The sequence below is a fragment of the Mesorhizobium sp. M1078 genome, assembly GCF_040318615.1.
Lineage (GTDB): Bacteria > Pseudomonadota > Alphaproteobacteria > Rhizobiales > Rhizobiaceae > Mesorhizobium.
Genome location: NZ_JAMYMP010000001.1, coordinates 232,658 through 247,911 on the forward strand (window position 1 = coordinate 232,658; position 15,254 = coordinate 247,911).

The following is a 15,254-nucleotide window of genomic DNA, read 5'->3' on the forward strand; positions in this document are numbered from 1 at the left end:
TTTGGATGAGCAGGAAAACATGGGGCATCGATGGTCTCGACCAAACTAATCGCCAATGCCGAATCGGCGGCGACATTTCTGACCCTTATGGGCAACGAAAAGCGGCTCTTGATCATGAGCTATCTGGCCGACGGTGAAATGTCGGTCGGCGCCATCGCCGAAAAGGTGATGCTCAGCCAGTCCGCTTTGTCGCAACATCTGGCCAAGCTCAGGGCGCTCGATCTTGTCGAGACCCGCCGCGACCGGCAGATGATCTACTATTCCTGCAAGTCCGAAGCCGTGCGCGAACTGTTGCGCATGCTGGACGGCATTTTCGGGATAGGCGACTTGTCCCAAATGGCAACGCGTCTGCGCCGCGCCGGGACTTGACCTGCAGGGCTTGACCTGCGGCTCCGATCGCTCCTTACCTCGCTGACGATTTTTCGCCGGCCGAGGTATTGATGGATCCTATCCAGATCGACGACGCGCGCGATCCGCGGGTCGCCGCCTATCTCGACATCCGCGAGCGCGATCTCACCGGCCGCCATGGCCGGTTCGTCGCCGAAGGCAAGGTGGTGCTGGACGTCCTGCTGTCAGCCGGACGCTTTGCTGCGGAGTCGATCCTGGTTCTCGAGAACCGGCTGGCCGGGCTCGACGACATCCTGCGCAAGGCCCCTGCCGACCTGCCGGTCTACGTTGCGGCAAGCGCCGTCATGGACAGGATCGCCGGCTTCCACATGCATCGCGGTATATTGGCGATCGGCAGCAAGGGCATGCCACAGCCCGCCGAGGCCTTGCTCGACACCTTGCCTGCCGAAGCGTTGATCGTCGTTCTCATCGGCATCGCCAACCATGACAATATCGGATCGATCTTCCGCAATGCCGCCGCCTTCGGCGCCGATGCCGTCTTCGTCGACGCCACCTGTTGCGACCCACTGTATCGCAAGGCGATCCGCGTCTCCGTCGGCGCCGCGTTGAAGGTGCCCTTTGCGTCCTTCGGCGACACTGAAGCTTTCATCGCGAAGCTCGGCGAGTTGGGCTTCGGCCAGGTCGCTTTGTCGCCGCGTGGTGAGGCTGACATTCGCGATGCCACGCGACCGAAACGACTGGCGCTCTATCTCGGCACCGAAGGCGAGGGCCTCCCGGAGAGGCTGCTCACTCGCCTGCGGACGGTGCGGATCGCGATGTCGGAAGGGTTCGACAGCCTGAATGTTGCGGCCGCCTCAGCCATCGCGCTGCATCATTTTTCGCGCTGATAGGGGTAGTCGGGCAATTTCAAGCCGAGGCTCGAAACTCAGCTCGGCGAGTCCGCCTTCTGCAACGCCCGGACGCGATCGGCGAGGCTGGTGGTTCCTGACCGCGTTTCCTGCGGCGCCGCCAGCGCCTTGGCGATCGGTGAATCGGGTCCTTCGAGCTTGGCCGTCAAATGGACGACCTCAGCCGCCAGATTGTTCATTTGTTCGCGCAAGGCAGAACCGGCATCATTGCCGTTGCCGGGGCCATTCCCGGGCTTCGCGGATCCAGAACCGCCAAGCTCCGCCTTCATCCGCTTGTTTTCGCGGGCCAGCGTCGTCAGCCTGGCTTCCAGCCGCTCTCGGTCGCCTTCGAGCTTGGCGAGCGTCTTGTCGATGTCCTCGTTCCTGGCGCGGGCACTGTCTTGCGCACCAACCTGGCCAGCAGCCGCGGCGGCTCCCGTAGCGTCGCCCTTCAGCCGTTCGCGAAGGCGGGCCAGTTCTTTTTCGCGACGATCGAGCTTGTCCTCGCGATCGGCAAGCGTGGCGAGCAGGCGCTCGAGCTTTCTGTCGAGGTCGGCGGTTCTTTTCTTTTCGGCCTTCAAGGCATCGCGCGTGGCCTTAGCTTCGGTGACGACTTCCTGATGGCGCTTGTCGGCCTCCTTGCGCTGGCCGCGCAGCACTGAAATGTCGTTGGCGAGTTTTTCCAGCTCGGATTCGCGTGCCACGAGTTCAATCTGACGATTGCTGGAGGAGAAGGACGCGTCGTCGTACATATGTTCGAGCTTTTCCAGCTCAAGCGCGCGCTTCTCCATCATGCGCTCTGTTTGTGCAAGCCTGTCCGACAGCTGTCGTATCTGCTGCTCGCGATGCAGGAGCAATTCGTTTTTTTCCCCGAGCTCCGAAAGCGCCTGCTTCTTGTCCTTGCGCTCGACCGCCAGGCCTTTCAGCGCCTCGCGGCCCCGATTGATTTCGACGAGTTGCTCATTCGCCTGCTCACGCAGCGTCTTGATGCTGATTTCGAGCCGGCGCGTCGTCATGGCGAACTCGGCCCGCAAGCTGTCCTTGTCGGCCTGGATCTCGGCCAGCGTTCGCGGCACCGACGCCTCGACACGCTTGCGTGTCAGCGCGACCGCCCTCCGCCAGATGGCCGGCGCGACCAGCAGTGCCAGAAAACCTGCACACAGAAAGCCGAGGGCGAAGAACAGGATCGACTGAACCAAGGTGACTACCCGTTACGGGCGGGCCGCTATCCGGCAACCGCCAAGTCTGGACTTTGCCATGTTCGCATGACGCAAATCCAGCGCTGCGGCAAGGGTTTGCCGCAGCTGCAGCGGGTCAGAATCTGTTGATCGGGTCGAAGTGTGGTCGGAATCGCTCAGAAGGGATTCCAGGTCGGCCTCTGCGTCAGCTTCAGATAGCCGAGATTGACGCCAAGCCGCGCGCCGACGCCGGTGCGGATCGGCACCAGCAGCACCCTGTTGTTCTGCAGCACGTTGAAGCCGACGCCGGCCACGACATAGGCCGAACCGGCAACGCCGCCGAACCGATTGTAGAGATTGCTGACGTCGTCGAGGTTATAGACGAGCATCATCACCCGCGATCCCTCGCCGCCGAAATCCCAGCCGAGCGAAGGCCCTTGCCAGAACACCTTATGGTCGCCGGCATTCTTGGTGTAGAGCGTACCTTCGCCATAGGTCAGGCCGCCGATCAGCGCGCCGGAGCCCTCTTCGCCGAGCAGATAGCCATTGGGCAGGCCGTAGGAGGCAAAAATCTTCTCGACGACGGTGGCGAGACCGCCCGACGTCGCGCCGAAGAACTTGTGACCGGAATCGACGATCTCCTGAGCGGTGTATTCCTGTGCCCGCGACGCAGAGGTTGAGAAAGCGAGAGCGCCCATGAGGGCAATCGCCATGAAGAAGACGCGGACAAACGTCCGGTCGTAGAATCGGGAAACCATGCTTCCAATCTCCGTCAGGGAGCACTTTCGCCGACGCCTCGCACCCCGTCCGGCTCTTTAGGCGGCCGTTAAGGATGACTGTTACGGGCAAACTATGCCGTAATCCTTTTTCAACCATTAACCTCCCACATGAACATGGCGGTTCGAAGGCTGTTTCTGACTGTCTGCGCGGGCTCCCATCCTGTGCAAAGCTGCCGTTTTTTCTCACGAGAATTGTGGATTGTTGCTGCACGCTCGGGCGCTGTGTATTCAGAATGCCTGGGGGAAAGAGCGTGATTCGGGTGGTGAGCGTGGCTGTCGGCCGCGCGGCCACCAGGATGTGAATTTTAGCAGGGATTTTTCGCCGATGGCTGAGCTTTTCTCTCTCTCCGCACCCGATCTCGCAGCCTTGTTGTGCAGCCGAGTCTGCCACGACATCATTTCGCCGGTCGGCGCCATCAACAACGGCCTTGAACTCCTGGACGAGGGCGGCGCCGACGAAGACGCCATGAAACTGATCCGGCAGAGCGCCAGAAACGCTTCGGCCCGCCTGCAATTCGCCCGCATCGCCTTCGGTGCCGCCGGTTCGGCGGGCATGATGATCGACACCGGCGATGCCGAGTCCGTCGCCATCGCCTTCCTGAAGAACGAGAAGCCGGAATTGATCTGGAACGGGGTTCGCGCCCTGCTGCCGAAGAACAAGGTCAAGCTGCTGCTCAATTTGCTGCTTGTCGCCAATGCCGCCATCCCGCGCGGTGGCAGATTGGTGGTCACGCTGGAAAACCTCGACACAGAGCCGCGCTTTGCGCTTGCCGCAAGCGGCCCGATGCTGCGCGTGCCGCCGAAATTCCTCGAACTCCATTCCGGCAACAAGCCCGAGGAGCCTATCGACGCCCATACCGTCCAGCCCTACTACACGCTGCTGCTGGCGCGTGAGGCCAACATGACGATCTCGATTCACGCGACCGCCGAAGAGATCGTGCTGTCCGCGGCCTGAGCGAAGCCGCTCGGCAGGACGTCCGAGCATCAAGAACAATCAAGTATCTTTTCCCGCTGATATTTGCGGCAATTCAGAACAAGCAAGTTTCATTGCCGGCAACGCCCCTGCCGAATGGGGCTGCAAACGACATGTTTGTAAAAACTTTACCTAACGGCTTTTCTGCTTCTTTACCAGATTGGCCTAGTGTGCATCCCGATACCCGGATGCCGCCGGTTCGCACCATGGCAAAGAGGACCCGGAAATGAAGCGCTGCATGTTTGTCGACGATTCGAGCGTCATCAGAAAGGTTGCAAAACGGATTCTTGGCGGCTCCGACATGGTGGTGATCGAAGCGGCAACTGGACTTGATGCTGTCGAGATGTGCGCTGCCGAGATGCCTGATGTGATTGTCGTCGACGGCGCCCTGCCGGACATGCAAGCGGTCGACGTCATTCGCCAGGTTCGCGCCATGGAGAGCACGATCAAACCGCAGATTCTGATCTCGCTGGTCGAGGTCGATGTTGCCTCGATCATGAAGGCAAAGCGCGCCGGCGCCCAGGGTTATCTGTTGAAGCCGTTCAACCGGCCGCAACTGCTCGAACGTTTTCGTACCTTGAAGGTTGCCGCCTGACTCGGCACGTCCTCGGCCAAGAAGGACAGCAAAAAACCCGGCCTGAGCCGGGTTTTCTCATTAAATTCAATTGGATGATGTTCGCTCAGGCGCTGACGCGGATGTCTTCCGGCTCGCGCAGCACATAGCCGCGACCCCAGACCGTCTCGATGTAGTTCTGGCCACCGGATGCTGCGTCGAGCTTCTTGCGCAGCTTGCAAATGAAAACGTCGATGATCTTCAGTTCCGGTTCGTCCATGCCGCCATAAAGGTGGTTGAGGAACATTTCCTTGGTCAGCGTGGTGCCCTTGCGCAGCGAGAGCAACTCCAGCATCTGGTATTCCTTGCCGGTCAGATGCACGCGCTGGCCGCCGACTTCGACGGTCTTGGCGTCGAGATTGACCACCAGGTCGCCGGTGGTGATGACCGACTGGGCATGGCCCTTGGAACGGCGCACGATGGCATGAATGCGGGCGACCAGCTCGTCCTTGTGGAACGGCTTGGTCATATAGTCGTCGGCGCCGAAGCCCAGGCCGCGCACCTTGTCCTCTATACCGGCCATGCCGGACAGGATCAGGATCGGCGTCTTCACCTTGGACAGGCGAAGTGTCCGCAAGACTTCGTAGCCGGACATATCGGGAAGGTTGAGGTCGAGAAGAATGATATCGTAATCATAAAGTTTACCGAGATCGACACCTTCTTCGCCGAGGTCGGTCGTGTAAACATTAAAACTTTCAGATTTGAGCATCAGCTCGATGCTCTGAGCGGTTGCACTGTCGTCTTCTATCAGCAGAACGCGCATTTCATTCCCCTTTTCTGCCGCCGGACCATGTCACGACCCATCCGGGACCGGAGCAGTGATTGCCTGAACAGAGGCTGCCATCGAATGGTTAACAAAACCTAATTCCGCACCAAGGACGGTACCAGATTTTTTAACCCCTTTCTACACCCTCTTGAATCTAATGATGAATCACAGAACCAAATCGCTAATGCAACACATTAATAAGTCGGACTAAGTGACTCAAGGGACTCGCTGGCCGGCTTCCGTATCGGGAGCCGGAATTTTTACCCGGCCTTAAGTCCTCGCCCTTATGATTAACAATGCGCGTAAACGAATGGTTACCGCCGGCAAAAAACTTTAGGGATTTGTTTCCCATAGTTCGGGGAATGCCGGTGGATACGGGCGGCGCCAGGCCCTGGCGGGCGGATTGGACGATATGTGCAGGTGTGCGTTTCCGGGAGTACCGAATCATGAAGTCACGTGAAAACCTCGTTCGGCTGAAGCAATTTCAGGTGAATGAGAAGCGGCGGCAGCTGCTGCAGCTCGACATGATGATCGCCGAGTTCGAGCGCATGGCCGTTGAACTGGAGCTTCAGATCACCGCCGAGGAGAAGAAGGCCGGCATCACCGACATCAATCATTTTGCCTATCCGACCTTCGCCAAGGCGGCGCGTCTGCGCCGTGATAACCTCAGAAACTCTCAAAGCGACCTCGCCCAGCAGCGAAGCGCTGCCGAATCATTACTCGGCGAAGCTGAAGCGGAGCTTTCCAAGGCCGAGATGCTGGAATCGCGCGACACCAAGATCCGCGACGCGGAACTCGGCGGTCGCAGCGCCATGATCGGCTGACGGCAGAGTTTTAACCCGACCGGCGCCGCCTGACGCCGCGCTTTGCTTTGCGTGTAGCGCGCCAAAAAGCCCCGGCGCTGCTGATCCGGCCCGTAAGGCGGCCGCAGCTTCAGGCCCGTGCGAAATCCCTGTCCAGGTTCGCAGCCGCCCTCGCCCGCGCTTGCTTGATGTCAGGCACATGCTCTTCCGACCAGGAGCGTATCTGGGTGAGCAGCCCCGCCAGGTTCTGGCCAAGTTCGGTCAATTCATATTCGACCCGCGGCGGGATCACCGGAAAGATTTCGCGCCGCACAAGCCCGTCGCGCTCGAGGACGCGCAGCGTCTGCGTCAGCATTTTAGGCGTGATGCCTTCGAGCTTACGCGCCAGTTCGCCGTTGCGCATCCGGCCACGGCGCAGCGCACAAACCGTCAGATAGACCCATTTGCTGGCCAGCATCTCGAGCACGGCGTGCGAAGGACACGTCCGCTGGAAGGCGTCATAGCCGGAGCCGCAATCATTATCACTATCCATGAGGTGCCTATATATGGAAAAGGTACATACTGGACAAGGGAATATTACTATCCAAATGATAGTGGCACAGAAACCCCAGCAGGAGCCTCCCATGCGTGCCGTTGTCCAGAATTCAGTCGGCGGACCCGACGTCCTCGTCATCGCCGATCGCCCCGCGCCCTCGCCCAAGTCAGGCGAAGTGCTCGTGCGCGTGCATGCCGCCGGCATCAATCCGGTCGATGGCTCGGTGCGCGCCGGTTACTATCCTTTGCTGGGCGAACCGCCCTTCACTTTGGGCTGGGATATTTCAGGCACGGTCGAGGCGGTGGGCCCAGGCGTCGATGGCGGCCTCAAGGTCGGTGACGCCGTGTTCGGCATGCCGCATTTTCCCAAGCAGGCGGCAGCCTATGCGGAACTCGCTGTCGCCCCGGCCGATGAAATCGCACCGAAGCCGCAAGGCATCAATCACTTTCATGCAGGCGCGCTGCCGCTGGCCGGCCTGACTGCCTGGCAAGGCCTTGTCCACCATGGCGGCCTGAAGCGCGGCCAGCGCGTGCTGATCCATGCCGCCGCCGGCGGCGTCGGGCATCTGGCGGTGCAGATCGCCAAGGCGCACGGCGCTTATGTCATCGCCACCGCCAGCCCGAAGAAACTCGATTTCGTCCGCTCGCTCGGCGCCGATGAAGTGGTCGACTACACCAAGGGAGATTTCGCCGCCGAGGTCAGCGACGTCGACCTGGTGCTGGAGCCGATGGGCGGCGACCATGCCGACCAATCGCTGACAGTCCTGAAGGACGGTGGGGTCCTGGTGTCGCTGCTCAATGTCCACGACACCACCCGAGCCAAGGCTGCTGCGCGTGGGATCCGCGTCGAGCGCATGTCCGTCGTGCCCGACCGTGAAGGCCTCGTCGAACTTGGCAAACTGGTCGATGCGGGAAAGCTTGCGGTCCATGTGGCAAAGAGCTTTCCGCTCGAACAGGCGGGCGCCGCGCACGCTTTTCTCGCCACCAGGCCGATCGGCAAGGTGGTGCTGACGGTCTGAGCAGCAGGCATTACCGACAGGCAAAAGGGCGCGGTTACCGCGCCCTTTTCTATTGTGGTCCTGGCTCTAGTGCCGGTATTGCTGGATGCGCGTCGTGCGCAGCCCGGCAAGGCCGTATTCGTCGATCGACGCTTGCCAGGACAGGAATTCCTCGGTGGTCAGCTTGTAGCGCTGGCATGCCTCGTCGAGGCTCAAAAGCCCGCCGCGGACCGCAGCAACCACTTCCGCCTTGCGCCGGATAACCCAGCGACGTGTATTCGTCGGCGGAAGATCGGCAATCGTAAGAGGGCTGCCGTCAGGCCCAATAACATATTTGACTCGCGGTCTAACAAGATCGGTCATCGTACTCTCTACTAAAAACTCAAAGACCCAATCCCCACCACATTACCGCCACAGCTTTAAAAATTGCCTAAGCGAACCCTAATGAGTAGGTAAGGATCATGAACGCCGCGTTAGTCTTTTCGTCGGCATTTGAGGCAACGGCGGGCAGGCGCGCAATTTTCCCGCAAAATCGGCACCGCCGCAAAGCTGGCGCCGCTGGTGTGGTTGACCTATATTCGCGCCACTGCCATTGAAGCGCCGCGCAGAACGAAAGAACCATGAACAGCCTCGACCTTCCCGCCAGCCCGCAAAACACCCGCGTCGTCGTCGCCATGTCGGGCGGTGTCGACTCGTCCGTCGTCGCCGGTCTGCTGAAGCGCGAAGGCTATGATGTCGTCGGCGTCACGCTGCAGCTCTACGATCATGGCGCCGCAACGCACCGGGCCGGGTCGTGCTGCGCCGGCCAGGACATTGACGATGCCCGCCGCGTTTCCGAGACATTGGGCATTCCGCATTACGTGCTCGACTATGAGGAGCGCTTCCGCAAGGCGGTCATCGACCCGTTTGCCGAGAGCTACGTTGCCGGCGAAACGCCCATTCCGTGCGTCTCTTGCAATCAGACGGTGAAGTTCGCCGACCTTTTGGCCACCGCCAAGGACCTTGGCGCCGATGCGCTCGCCACCGGCCATTATATCCGCTCCGGGGCCAATGGCGCCCACCGCGCGCTATTCCGGCCCGTCGATGCCGACCGCGACCAGAGCTATTTCCTGTTTGCCACCACGCAGGCGCAGATCGACTATCTGCGCTTTCCGCTGGGTGGGCTGTCCAAGCCTGCGGTGCGGGCCATCGCCGAAGAAATGGGGCTGACCGTTGCCGCCAAGCAGGACAGTCAGGACATCTGCTTCGTGCCGCAGGGCAAATATTCCGACATCATCGCCAAGCTGAAGCCAGCTGCCGCCAACCCAGGCGACATCGTCCATATCGACGGCCGCGTGCTCGGTCGCCATGACGGCATCCTGCGCTATACGATCGGCCAGCGCCGCGGCATCGGCATCGCCTCGGGCGAGCCGCTTTACGTCGTCCATCTCGACGCCGACCGGGCCCGTGTCATCGTCGGCCCGCGCGAGGCGCTGGAGACCCACAAGATCTATCTGCGCAACATGAACTGGCTGGGCGATCGCGCGCTGTCCGACATTCCGGCCGCCGGCATGGAGCTGTTCGCCAAGGTGCGCTCGACGCGGCCGCCGCGCCCGGCCGTGCTGCATCACCGCGCCGGCAGCACCTTTGTCGAACTGGTCGACGGCGAGTCCGGCATCGCGCCGGGACAGGCCTGCGTGCTCTATTCCGACGACGGCAACGAAGCCCGCGTTTTCGGCGGCGGCTTCATTGAGCGCTCCGAGCGCGGCGCCGAGGCCGAAGCCATGCTCAGCCGGCTCGCAGCCAGGCCGGCGCAGATTCCCGCAGAGTAAACACTACCCTCTCGAAGACAGTTTTAGTTTCGGTCTGCCTTCAGAGCAGGGTTTCGAAACGGTCTCAGGACTTTGTGTGCGTGACTGTACCCGCCGTCAGGATGCGCAGCACCCTGATGGCTTCCTCGCCGCTGGTGCGCGGCTCGGCCCGCGTCTCGATACACTGGATGAAGTGCTCGAGCTCGCGCGTCAGCGGCATCCCCTGGCCGACCGCGACATAGGACGGCTCGTTGGTGGTGAAGGCCCACTGGCCGCTGTCCTGCCACACCGCGTGGCGGTAGACGGCCAGCTTGCGCTCCCAGGGCTCGACATCGTCGAACACCGCCATTGCCTTGGTGCCGACCACGGTCAGCCGCCGCTCGCGATAGGGATTGAGCCGCGAGGTGAAGAGATGGCTGCGCAGCCCGTTGGGAAAACGCATGTGCAGATGCGCGAAATCGCTGAGATTGTCGAGGAGTGCCGCCCCCTCGCCCCTGACCTCGATCGGCTCGGTGCCGGTGATGGCCAGGATCATCGACAAATCGTGCGGCGCCAGATCCCACAGTGCGTCGTTCTCGGTGTGGAATTTGCCGAGGCCGAGCCGGTGCGAGTGGATGTAGCGGACCTCGCCGAGCTCGCCATTGTCGATCAGCGCCTTCAGCGTCTCGAAGGCGGGATGGAAGCGCAAGACATGGCCGACCATGAACACGCGGCCATTGTCCTTGGCCCCCTGCACGGCGCGCTCGGCGTCGGGCACGGTCAACGCAATCGGCTTTTCCACCAGCACGTCCTTGCCGGCCTCAGCGGCGCGCACGGCAAGATCGGCATGGAATTGCGGCGGCAGCGCCATGACGATGGCGTCGATATCGTCACGCACGAACAGCTGGTCGGGCTCGATCGCCAGGCAGTCCTGCTCGCTGGCAAAGCCTTCGGCCCGCGCCCGATTGGCATCGGAAACCGCATGCAGCGCGCCGAGCGCCTTGAGGGTGCGGATGTGGTTGCTGCCCCAGTATCCGCAACCGAGGACTGCAATGCGCGGCTTCATCAGCTTCAAACTCTAATTTCTTGGCCGAGACATAGCGGCGTGCCCCGTCGAACTCAACCCCGGTGGCTTGCCGGAGATGCCAGCCCGGCAAAGCTTTTACCGGCGACAATATGCCGGCGCCCCTCGCGCATCGATGCTTGACAGGCTCGCCCTCCCAACCTTATATCCGCGCGACCTAGGCGAACGCCTCGAAATGCCTTTCGATTTAAGGCGGATTTCGGGCCTTTCGCCGCCCTGGCGGGGTAGCTCAGTTGGTTAGAGCACGGGAATCATAATCCTGGGGTCGGGGGTTCAAGTCCCTCTCCCGCTACCAAAGTTCTCTTAAACAAATCAGCAACTTAGGTGCTATCACTAGCACCTCGGCGGCTGATGCCATGTCGCGTCATGTTGCAAACCGCTACCGTTGATTTCCAAGGGTTTCCTGCGACTATCGGCTGGTCCATGCGACATGGACGCGACATGGGAGGGACTATGCGCCGCGCAGTTTTCGGCATCGTTGTGGCTGGCTTGACAGGGTGTTCGAACAGCGAGCCCCGATATGAGGTTTCACAGGGTTCGATCGCGGCCTATATGAACCCAGGCCAGTCGCAGCCGACAACCGTCTTGCTCGACCGACAGACCGCACAGACGTGGTTCCTTGTACGTGACGGCACTGGTGGGATCACATGGCTTCCGCTCACTGAGCCGATGGCAAAATAGAAGCCCGCCACCGTGAGGCAGCGGGCCAAATTCCCCACCGTGGGTAATTTCAGGCGGCCTTGCGCTCGTCCATCACCTTCTGGTGGCAAGCCGCGGCGGTTTCGCTCAATCGCTCGGTCAAGTCTCGGGCTATCCAAAGCAGGTGCTGGACCTGCTGCATGGTCTTGTCGTCCGAACCCGCGTCGGAGACTGTGACGATCGTGCTGATGAGCGTCGACAGATTCGTGATGTCTCCTTCGAGGTCATTGAGATTGTCGCTCGGGCCGCTCATGCCTGCACCTTTGGGCCGTAGTTGACCCGGAAACGCTCCTCGGTCATGAGGACGCTCTTGTGTTTGCTGGTGGCAGACGGGCCGATGCGAAACCAGCGCTCGCCTTTACGGTCATGCTCTGGCGCGCGCCGGACGAAGATCTGCTTTACCTCGCCCCATTCGTAGGGCGATTGATACCAGCCATCGCCCTCGTACTTCGTCGTCGTGCGGAACGCTGCGATCATAATGCCGCAATACTTGTCGCCGTTGGTGCTGACAGTCCAGTTGTAGATGTTCGGATCGAGCGCTTCGGCCGCGGCCTTCAGTTCGGCCACAGCAGCCAGGAAGCGGTCGACGGGTGTTTGGTTGGCCAACGCGGCGGTTGCCGCTGCAGCGCTACCTACGGCCGGGAGAGAGGCGATTGCGCCAAGCGCGGCGCGGCGGGAAAATCTTCCCAGGAAGGCAGCTGGCATAGCTTCGCCGGCCGCCGGAACAGGGGTGTTCGGCATGGTGTTGCTCCTTGAGCGACGTTGATGTAACGTCATGCAAATTAAATGACTTTGGCAGCAAGTCAATACAATTTGAATGAAGTTGAGGGCAGATGACGATAACGGTGGGGCAATTAAGAGCGGCACGAGGCCTGATAGGCTGGTCACAACAGGACCTTGCTGAAAAAGCAGAGGTTGGTCGCGCGACGATCGCCGACTTCGAAGCCGGAAAACGAACACCCTATGCGACGACACTCGCGCGGCTGCGAGAGACCCTGATTACGGCCGGCGTCGAGTTCATCCCCGAGAATGGCGGCGGCGCCGGCGTCAGGTTGGCCAAGCGAAATCCATGAGCAAGACTGGCGCGTCGAAGAAGAGGAATAAGAAGCGAGCAACCCCGCTCCCAACCGAAACCGCAATCAAGCGCCTGGGCATTATGGTGGATATGGTTGAGCGTGAGCTTCGGACCGCAATTCAACTGGAAACGTCGCTTGAAACCGCCAATGAAATCGTCAAGGCGGAGCTACACGGGCACGCATTTTATGGGGCCGAGTGTTACGACACGATCAAGCTCGCGACGCAGCTCTATTTGGCGATCGTGCTTGCGAAAATGTTCGAAGATCCTCGTCCTCGACCGGGAGAATCGATTGCGAAGAAGGCCAACCGGAGCGATGTTGCGTCTATTCCTTTGATGCTGCGGCTGCTCGGCCAGAAACGATGCGTCAAGCGGCTGGTGTCCGCGGCCGGGTTGTGGATGCCATTCCGCAGCAGTGTCGATCAATCAAACGCAAGGGTAGCGAAACAGAGCGCTGACGCGGCGATTCTACGATATCGAGGGCTTCGGCGGTCACGCGAGGGTGACCGCGCGCTTGCAAAATTGTCAGCCTTTAGAAACGAATGGCTGGCCCACCTGCTCTTGACGCAATCGGAGAAGAACATCCCAAAATATGATCACCTGTTTCTGCTGGTTGATGCCGCACGCGACATCGTTGGGCATGCGAAGCTTGCAATAAAGGGCAACAATCTCGACCTCCGAGATTGGGAAGCAGAGCGTTCGCGAATCTCCAAAGCTTTTTGGAACCCCGCTCTAATCGCAGCGCGTGACGCGGGAAGAAGCGATGCTGATGACTAAGCTGCCTCCTCTGGGGAGCCGGCTTTGCATTGAAGCGTGACAATAAGCTTGGACGTTGCGGCCCTTATTATCAGCGATCAGTCCCATTGCGAGCTATCAGAACCTCTAGGAGGGTCCCTTCATCGGGATGGGGTGGTGGCTGAGGTGTCACGATCCTGAGTTTCGTCCCGTCGGCGCGGTTCAACCTGCCATCGAGCGCCAGCATGTCATTTCTATCAAACGTGTGCAGTTCGTCCACGTTGTTCAGCAGCGCCGTTGCGATATGGATGGCGTCCTGCGGCTTTCGAATTGACGCATGCTTTCGAAGGAGACGCCGCGCCGCCACGCCGATGTCCATGTCGACTTGCACCAAGGTCACGAAATCCTGCTCAATGTAGTCCTCGAACGCCTTGTCATCTGGTTCGGACAGGAGGTCCGATTCTTTGTTCGGCTTGTAGACCTCAGCCAGTGTAAAGGCCGATGTCCAGATCTTCACTTCGCCACGCTGGGCTCGCTCGATAATGTGCTGGCAAGCTTCAAATCGCCCAGGCTCTCGCTGAATCAACGCGATCCACATACAGGCGTCCCAATAGTAATTAGGCACTTCAGCCAAAGTCACCCTCGCGGAGCTTGTCGATGAACTCGGCCGTGGACGTGTCTCCAGTGAAATCCTGGTCCTCGATGTCCCTGGTGGTCATCTGGCGTGGAATGACACGACGGATGCTGGTCGCATCAACGCGCGTCAGCTTCCCATCGTCATCGAAATGCAACCGGCCTCGCACGACAATCCGTCGATGTTCCCAAACGTCGAGGAAGTTCGCAGATCTCGCTATCTCGTTCTGAGTGCTCTGGTCGACCCGGCAAACAATCTCGCGATCAGTTTTGCGCTCTCTGATTCGAACTGCCGGTCGATTCCGATCGGTGCAAACGTCAATCAACGATCCTTCGATCGACCCGACTTCGACGCGCTTTCTTTTACGGGGGAAAAGATCGAAGACATCCCTGTCATCGTCGGCCATGGCATCCAACGCAATCGAAGCGATCTTCGGAGTAAGGGTGATCGGCTTCGGCTGGACGCCGAACTTGGCGACGGTGGTTCCGATTCCGTGAGTATTGCGACGAAGGACACGCCGCATGGATTCGCGGCGACGCTTGCTTAAATCGCCCGCCGGCCGGCGTCCGTTGCTCACATCGTCCAAAAATCTTGCGGCCTCGGCGACTCGAGCCCGCGCTATCGGCTCAATGTTCACAGAAGGATCAATGGAAACCGCTTCGGCCTCAGCCGTGAACGGGCTGTTGGTCCCCGCAAAAGTGAGGTTCCAGACGACCACGCCTTCGTCTTTGTCGTCGACAAGGGCTTCGAAGAAGTCGAGTACTTGCTGCATCGCGTCCTTCACATCGAGGACGGTCGGATGCTCGGCAGATGGTTGAACTGTAATCTTGACCTTGGTCATGGTTTTAAACGGCTCCCTAGCCTTAGCCGTGTAAGGTTGACGCTATCAGAATGCGCCCAAGCAGGTAAAGCGACCGTTTCACCTTGCCAGCCGGCCCGGCATGTAGGATTATTGTCCTCGTTGCGGCGACCCCATCAAACCGGAGATCGCCAATGGCCAGAACCAAACCTTCCGAACAGCTTTCCCGGGCTGAAATCGACCGCTTCCTGGCGGCAGCCGAAGCGCTGCACAAGAGCATCGTCGGGCCGCTCCTGGCGTATCACAGCGAGCACTACCAAGCTCTACGTGAGGTCCATCGACCGCTGTTGAAGTCGATTGAGACCATTACCGGCAAGAGGGCGCCATTCATCCAGCCGAACATGACAGGGCCAGCACAGCCGCGGGAGAAGCCTCCGGGCTAGTTCTCCTCGCGGAAGTCCTGCAGTGAGGCGTGGCGGAGGTCCTCCTCGCCGCGCAGGTGCTTCACACGGCCGATCAGGCCCGGCTCGACCCATTGCGTCCAGGGCGTTATTCGGCGGCGACAAGCTCGACCAGTGCT

The 15,254-nt window shown here is 60.4% G+C and carries 20 protein-coding genes, 1 tRNA gene and 1 pseudogene; 11 read left to right on the forward strand and 11 right to left on the reverse strand.

What is annotated here, in order from left to right; all coding sequences use genetic code 11:
- Positions 1 to 30: 30 nt before the first annotated feature.
- Positions 31 to 369, forward strand: coding sequence for an ArsR/SmtB family transcription factor (locus NKH38_RS01200; protein WP_023669951.1), 339 nt, complete (start codon positions 31 to 33; stop codon positions 367 to 369).
- A gap of 71 nt (positions 370 to 440) precedes the next feature.
- Complete coding sequence (locus NKH38_RS01205) at positions 441 to 1,235, forward strand: TrmH family RNA methyltransferase (RefSeq protein WP_352758520.1); 795 nt, start codon at positions 441 to 443, stop codon at positions 1,233 to 1,235.
- A 38-nt stretch (positions 1,236 to 1,273) separates the two neighbouring features.
- On the opposite strand, the gene NKH38_RS01210 is transcribed toward NKH38_RS01205, so the two are convergent.
- Together NKH38_RS01210 and NKH38_RS01215 are read right to left on the reverse strand one after the other, a co-directional pair.
- Positions 1,274 to 2,434, reverse strand: coding sequence for a coiled-coil domain-containing protein (locus NKH38_RS01210; RefSeq protein ID WP_023751282.1), 1,161 nt, complete (start codon positions 2,432 to 2,434; stop codon positions 1,274 to 1,276).
- Between the two features lie 155 nt (positions 2,435 to 2,589).
- Positions 2,590 to 3,126: a DUF1134 domain-containing protein gene (locus tag NKH38_RS01215; protein ID WP_245259859.1), complete on the reverse strand. Its 537-nt coding sequence runs from the start codon at positions 3,124 to 3,126 to the stop codon at positions 2,590 to 2,592.
- A 391-nt stretch (positions 3,127 to 3,517) separates the two neighbouring features.
- Here NKH38_RS01215 and chpT point away from each other — a divergent pair, with 391 nt between their 5' ends.
- Both chpT and NKH38_RS01225 read left to right on the forward strand, forming a co-directional pair.
- The gene (gene chpT, locus NKH38_RS01220; RefSeq protein WP_023669947.1) at positions 3,518 to 4,147 is read left to right on the forward strand and encodes a histidine phosphotransferase ChpT; all 630 of its coding nucleotides are present in this window, start codon (positions 3,518 to 3,520) and stop codon (positions 4,145 to 4,147) included.
- Between the two features lie 244 nt (positions 4,148 to 4,391).
- Positions 4,392 to 4,760 (forward strand): response regulator transcription factor, encoded by a 369-nt coding sequence (locus NKH38_RS01225; RefSeq protein WP_023669946.1) that lies wholly within the window; start codon positions 4,392 to 4,394, stop codon positions 4,758 to 4,760.
- Positions 4,761 to 4,845: 85 nt separating this feature from the next.
- On the opposite strand, the gene ctrA is transcribed toward NKH38_RS01225, so the two are convergent.
- On the reverse strand, positions 4,846 to 5,541 hold the full coding sequence (gene ctrA / locus NKH38_RS01230) for a response regulator transcription factor CtrA (RefSeq protein ID WP_006203583.1): 696 nt from the start codon (positions 5,539 to 5,541) through the stop codon (positions 4,846 to 4,848).
- Between the two features lie 449 nt (positions 5,542 to 5,990).
- On the opposite strand from ctrA, the gene NKH38_RS01235 reads away from it, so the two are divergent.
- On the forward strand, positions 5,991 to 6,368 hold the full coding sequence (locus NKH38_RS01235) for a flagellar export protein FliJ (RefSeq protein WP_023669945.1): 378 nt from the start codon (positions 5,991 to 5,993) through the stop codon (positions 6,366 to 6,368).
- 109 nt (positions 6,369 to 6,477) lie between these two features.
- Here NKH38_RS01235 and NKH38_RS01240 read toward each other — a convergent pair whose 3' ends face one another.
- Positions 6,478 to 6,879: a winged helix-turn-helix transcriptional regulator gene (locus NKH38_RS01240; RefSeq protein WP_023728297.1), complete on the reverse strand. Its 402-nt coding sequence runs from the start codon at positions 6,877 to 6,879 to the stop codon at positions 6,478 to 6,480.
- Between the two features lie 91 nt (positions 6,880 to 6,970).
- Here NKH38_RS01240 and NKH38_RS01245 point away from each other — a divergent pair, with 91 nt between their 5' ends.
- Entirely contained in the window at positions 6,971 to 7,900 is a 930-nt protein-coding gene (locus NKH38_RS01245; RefSeq protein WP_352758524.1) for an NADP-dependent oxidoreductase, read from the forward strand.
- A gap of 66 nt (positions 7,901 to 7,966) precedes the next feature.
- On the opposite strand, the gene sciP is transcribed toward NKH38_RS01245, so the two are convergent.
- Positions 7,967 to 8,242 (reverse strand): CtrA inhibitor SciP, encoded by a 276-nt coding sequence (gene sciP / locus NKH38_RS01250; protein WP_013529904.1) that lies wholly within the window; start codon positions 8,240 to 8,242, stop codon positions 7,967 to 7,969.
- A gap of 257 nt (positions 8,243 to 8,499) precedes the next feature.
- On the opposite strand from sciP, the gene mnmA reads away from it, so the two are divergent.
- Positions 8,500 to 9,690, forward strand: coding sequence for a tRNA 2-thiouridine(34) synthase MnmA (gene mnmA / locus NKH38_RS01255; protein WP_027049863.1), 1,191 nt, complete (start codon positions 8,500 to 8,502; stop codon positions 9,688 to 9,690).
- A gap of 64 nt (positions 9,691 to 9,754) precedes the next feature.
- On the opposite strand, the gene NKH38_RS01260 is transcribed toward mnmA, so the two are convergent.
- Complete coding sequence (locus NKH38_RS01260; RefSeq protein ID WP_352759268.1) at positions 9,755 to 10,714, reverse strand: Gfo/Idh/MocA family protein; 960 nt, start codon at positions 10,712 to 10,714, stop codon at positions 9,755 to 9,757.
- A gap of 236 nt (positions 10,715 to 10,950) precedes the next feature.
- Here NKH38_RS01260 and NKH38_RS01265 point away from each other — a divergent pair.
- Positions 10,951 to 11,027 (forward strand) — tRNA-Met (locus NKH38_RS01265).
- A 435-nt stretch (positions 11,028 to 11,462) separates the two neighbouring features.
- Here NKH38_RS01265 and NKH38_RS01270 read toward each other — a convergent pair.
- The gene (locus NKH38_RS01270) at positions 11,463 to 11,684 is read right to left on the reverse strand and encodes a hypothetical protein (protein ID WP_352758527.1); all 222 of its coding nucleotides are present in this window, start codon (positions 11,682 to 11,684) and stop codon (positions 11,463 to 11,465) included.
- The gene (locus tag NKH38_RS01275; RefSeq protein WP_352758529.1) at positions 11,681 to 12,172 is read right to left on the reverse strand and encodes a hypothetical protein; all 492 of its coding nucleotides are present in this window, start codon (positions 12,170 to 12,172) and stop codon (positions 11,681 to 11,683) included. Before NKH38_RS01275 ends, NKH38_RS01270 begins: the two co-directional genes overlap by 4 nt.
- A gap of 92 nt (positions 12,173 to 12,264) precedes the next feature.
- Between NKH38_RS01275 and NKH38_RS01280 the strand changes: the two genes are divergently transcribed.
- Positions 12,265 to 12,504, forward strand: coding sequence for a helix-turn-helix transcriptional regulator (locus tag NKH38_RS01280; protein WP_352758531.1), 240 nt, complete (start codon positions 12,265 to 12,267; stop codon positions 12,502 to 12,504).
- Complete coding sequence (locus tag NKH38_RS01285) at positions 12,501 to 13,283, forward strand: AbiU2 domain-containing protein (protein ID WP_352758533.1); 783 nt, start codon at positions 12,501 to 12,503, stop codon at positions 13,281 to 13,283. Before NKH38_RS01280 ends, NKH38_RS01285 begins: the two co-directional genes overlap by 4 nt.
- Before the next feature lie 70 nt (positions 13,284 to 13,353).
- On the opposite strand, the gene NKH38_RS01290 is transcribed toward NKH38_RS01285, so the two are convergent.
- On the reverse strand, positions 13,354 to 13,866 hold the full coding sequence (locus tag NKH38_RS01290; RefSeq protein ID WP_352759271.1) for a type II toxin-antitoxin system VapC family toxin: 513 nt from the start codon (positions 13,864 to 13,866) through the stop codon (positions 13,354 to 13,356).
- Between the two features lies 1 nt (position 13,867).
- Entirely contained in the window at positions 13,868 to 14,716 is an 849-nt protein-coding gene (locus tag NKH38_RS01295) for a hypothetical protein (protein WP_352758535.1), read from the reverse strand.
- A gap of 152 nt (positions 14,717 to 14,868) precedes the next feature.
- Here NKH38_RS01295 and NKH38_RS01300 point away from each other — a divergent pair, with 152 nt between their 5' ends.
- Complete coding sequence (locus NKH38_RS01300; RefSeq protein ID WP_352758536.1) at positions 14,869 to 15,117, forward strand: hypothetical protein; 249 nt, start codon at positions 14,869 to 14,871, stop codon at positions 15,115 to 15,117.
- Here the strand turns inward: NKH38_RS01300 and NKH38_RS01305 are convergent.
- Positions 15,114 to 15,221, reverse strand: a pseudogene (locus NKH38_RS01305) (ATP-dependent DNA ligase); the annotation flags it as partial. The gene NKH38_RS01300 and the pseudogene NKH38_RS01305 sit on opposite strands and share 4 nt — an antisense overlap.
- Between the last annotated feature and the right edge of the window lie 33 nt (positions 15,222 to 15,254).

Excerpts from the sequence above, each read along its gene's own strand:
- NKH38_RS01280 (WP_352758531.1), top strand. The coding sequence starts at position 12,265 with ATGACGATAACGGTGGGGCAATTAAGAGCGGCACGAGGCCTGATAGGC.
- ctrA (WP_006203583.1), bottom strand. The coding sequence starts at position 5,541 with ATGCGCGTTCTGCTGATAGAAGACGACAGTGCAACCGCTCAGAGCATC.
- NKH38_RS01270 (WP_352758527.1), bottom strand. The coding sequence starts at position 11,684 with ATGAGCGGCCCGAGCGACAATCTCAATGACCTCGAAGGAGACATCACG.
- NKH38_RS01300 (WP_352758536.1), top strand. The coding sequence starts at position 14,869 with ATGGCCAGAACCAAACCTTCCGAACAGCTTTCCCGGGCTGAAATCGAC.
- NKH38_RS01205 (WP_352758520.1), top strand. The coding sequence starts at position 441 with ATGGATCCTATCCAGATCGACGACGCGCGCGATCCGCGGGTCGCCGCC.
- sciP (WP_013529904.1), bottom strand. The coding sequence starts at position 8,242 with ATGACCGATCTTGTTAGACCGCGAGTCAAATATGTTATTGGGCCTGAC.
- NKH38_RS01260 (WP_352759268.1), bottom strand. The coding sequence starts at position 10,714 with ATGAAGCCGCGCATTGCAGTCCTCGGTTGCGGATACTGGGGCAGCAAC.
- NKH38_RS01225 (WP_023669946.1), top strand. The coding sequence starts at position 4,392 with ATGAAGCGCTGCATGTTTGTCGACGATTCGAGCGTCATCAGAAAGGTT.
- NKH38_RS01215 (WP_245259859.1), bottom strand. The coding sequence starts at position 3,126 with ATGGCGATTGCCCTCATGGGCGCTCTCGCTTTCTCAACCTCTGCGTCG.
- NKH38_RS01285 (WP_352758533.1), top strand. The coding sequence starts at position 12,501 with ATGAGCAAGACTGGCGCGTCGAAGAAGAGGAATAAGAAGCGAGCAACC.
- NKH38_RS01295 (WP_352758535.1), bottom strand. The coding sequence starts at position 14,716 with ATGACCAAGGTCAAGATTACAGTTCAACCATCTGCCGAGCATCCGACC.
- NKH38_RS01240 (WP_023728297.1), bottom strand. The coding sequence starts at position 6,879 with ATGGATAGTGATAATGATTGCGGCTCCGGCTATGACGCCTTCCAGCGG.
- NKH38_RS01245 (WP_352758524.1), top strand. The coding sequence starts at position 6,971 with ATGCGTGCCGTTGTCCAGAATTCAGTCGGCGGACCCGACGTCCTCGTC.
- NKH38_RS01200 (WP_023669951.1), top strand. The coding sequence starts at position 31 with ATGGTCTCGACCAAACTAATCGCCAATGCCGAATCGGCGGCGACATTT.
- NKH38_RS01275 (WP_352758529.1), bottom strand. The coding sequence starts at position 12,172 with ATGCCGAACACCCCTGTTCCGGCGGCCGGCGAAGCTATGCCAGCTGCC.
- mnmA (WP_027049863.1), top strand. The coding sequence starts at position 8,500 with ATGAACAGCCTCGACCTTCCCGCCAGCCCGCAAAACACCCGCGTCGTC.
- chpT (WP_023669947.1), top strand. The coding sequence starts at position 3,518 with ATGGCTGAGCTTTTCTCTCTCTCCGCACCCGATCTCGCAGCCTTGTTG.
- NKH38_RS01235 (WP_023669945.1), top strand. The coding sequence starts at position 5,991 with ATGAAGTCACGTGAAAACCTCGTTCGGCTGAAGCAATTTCAGGTGAAT.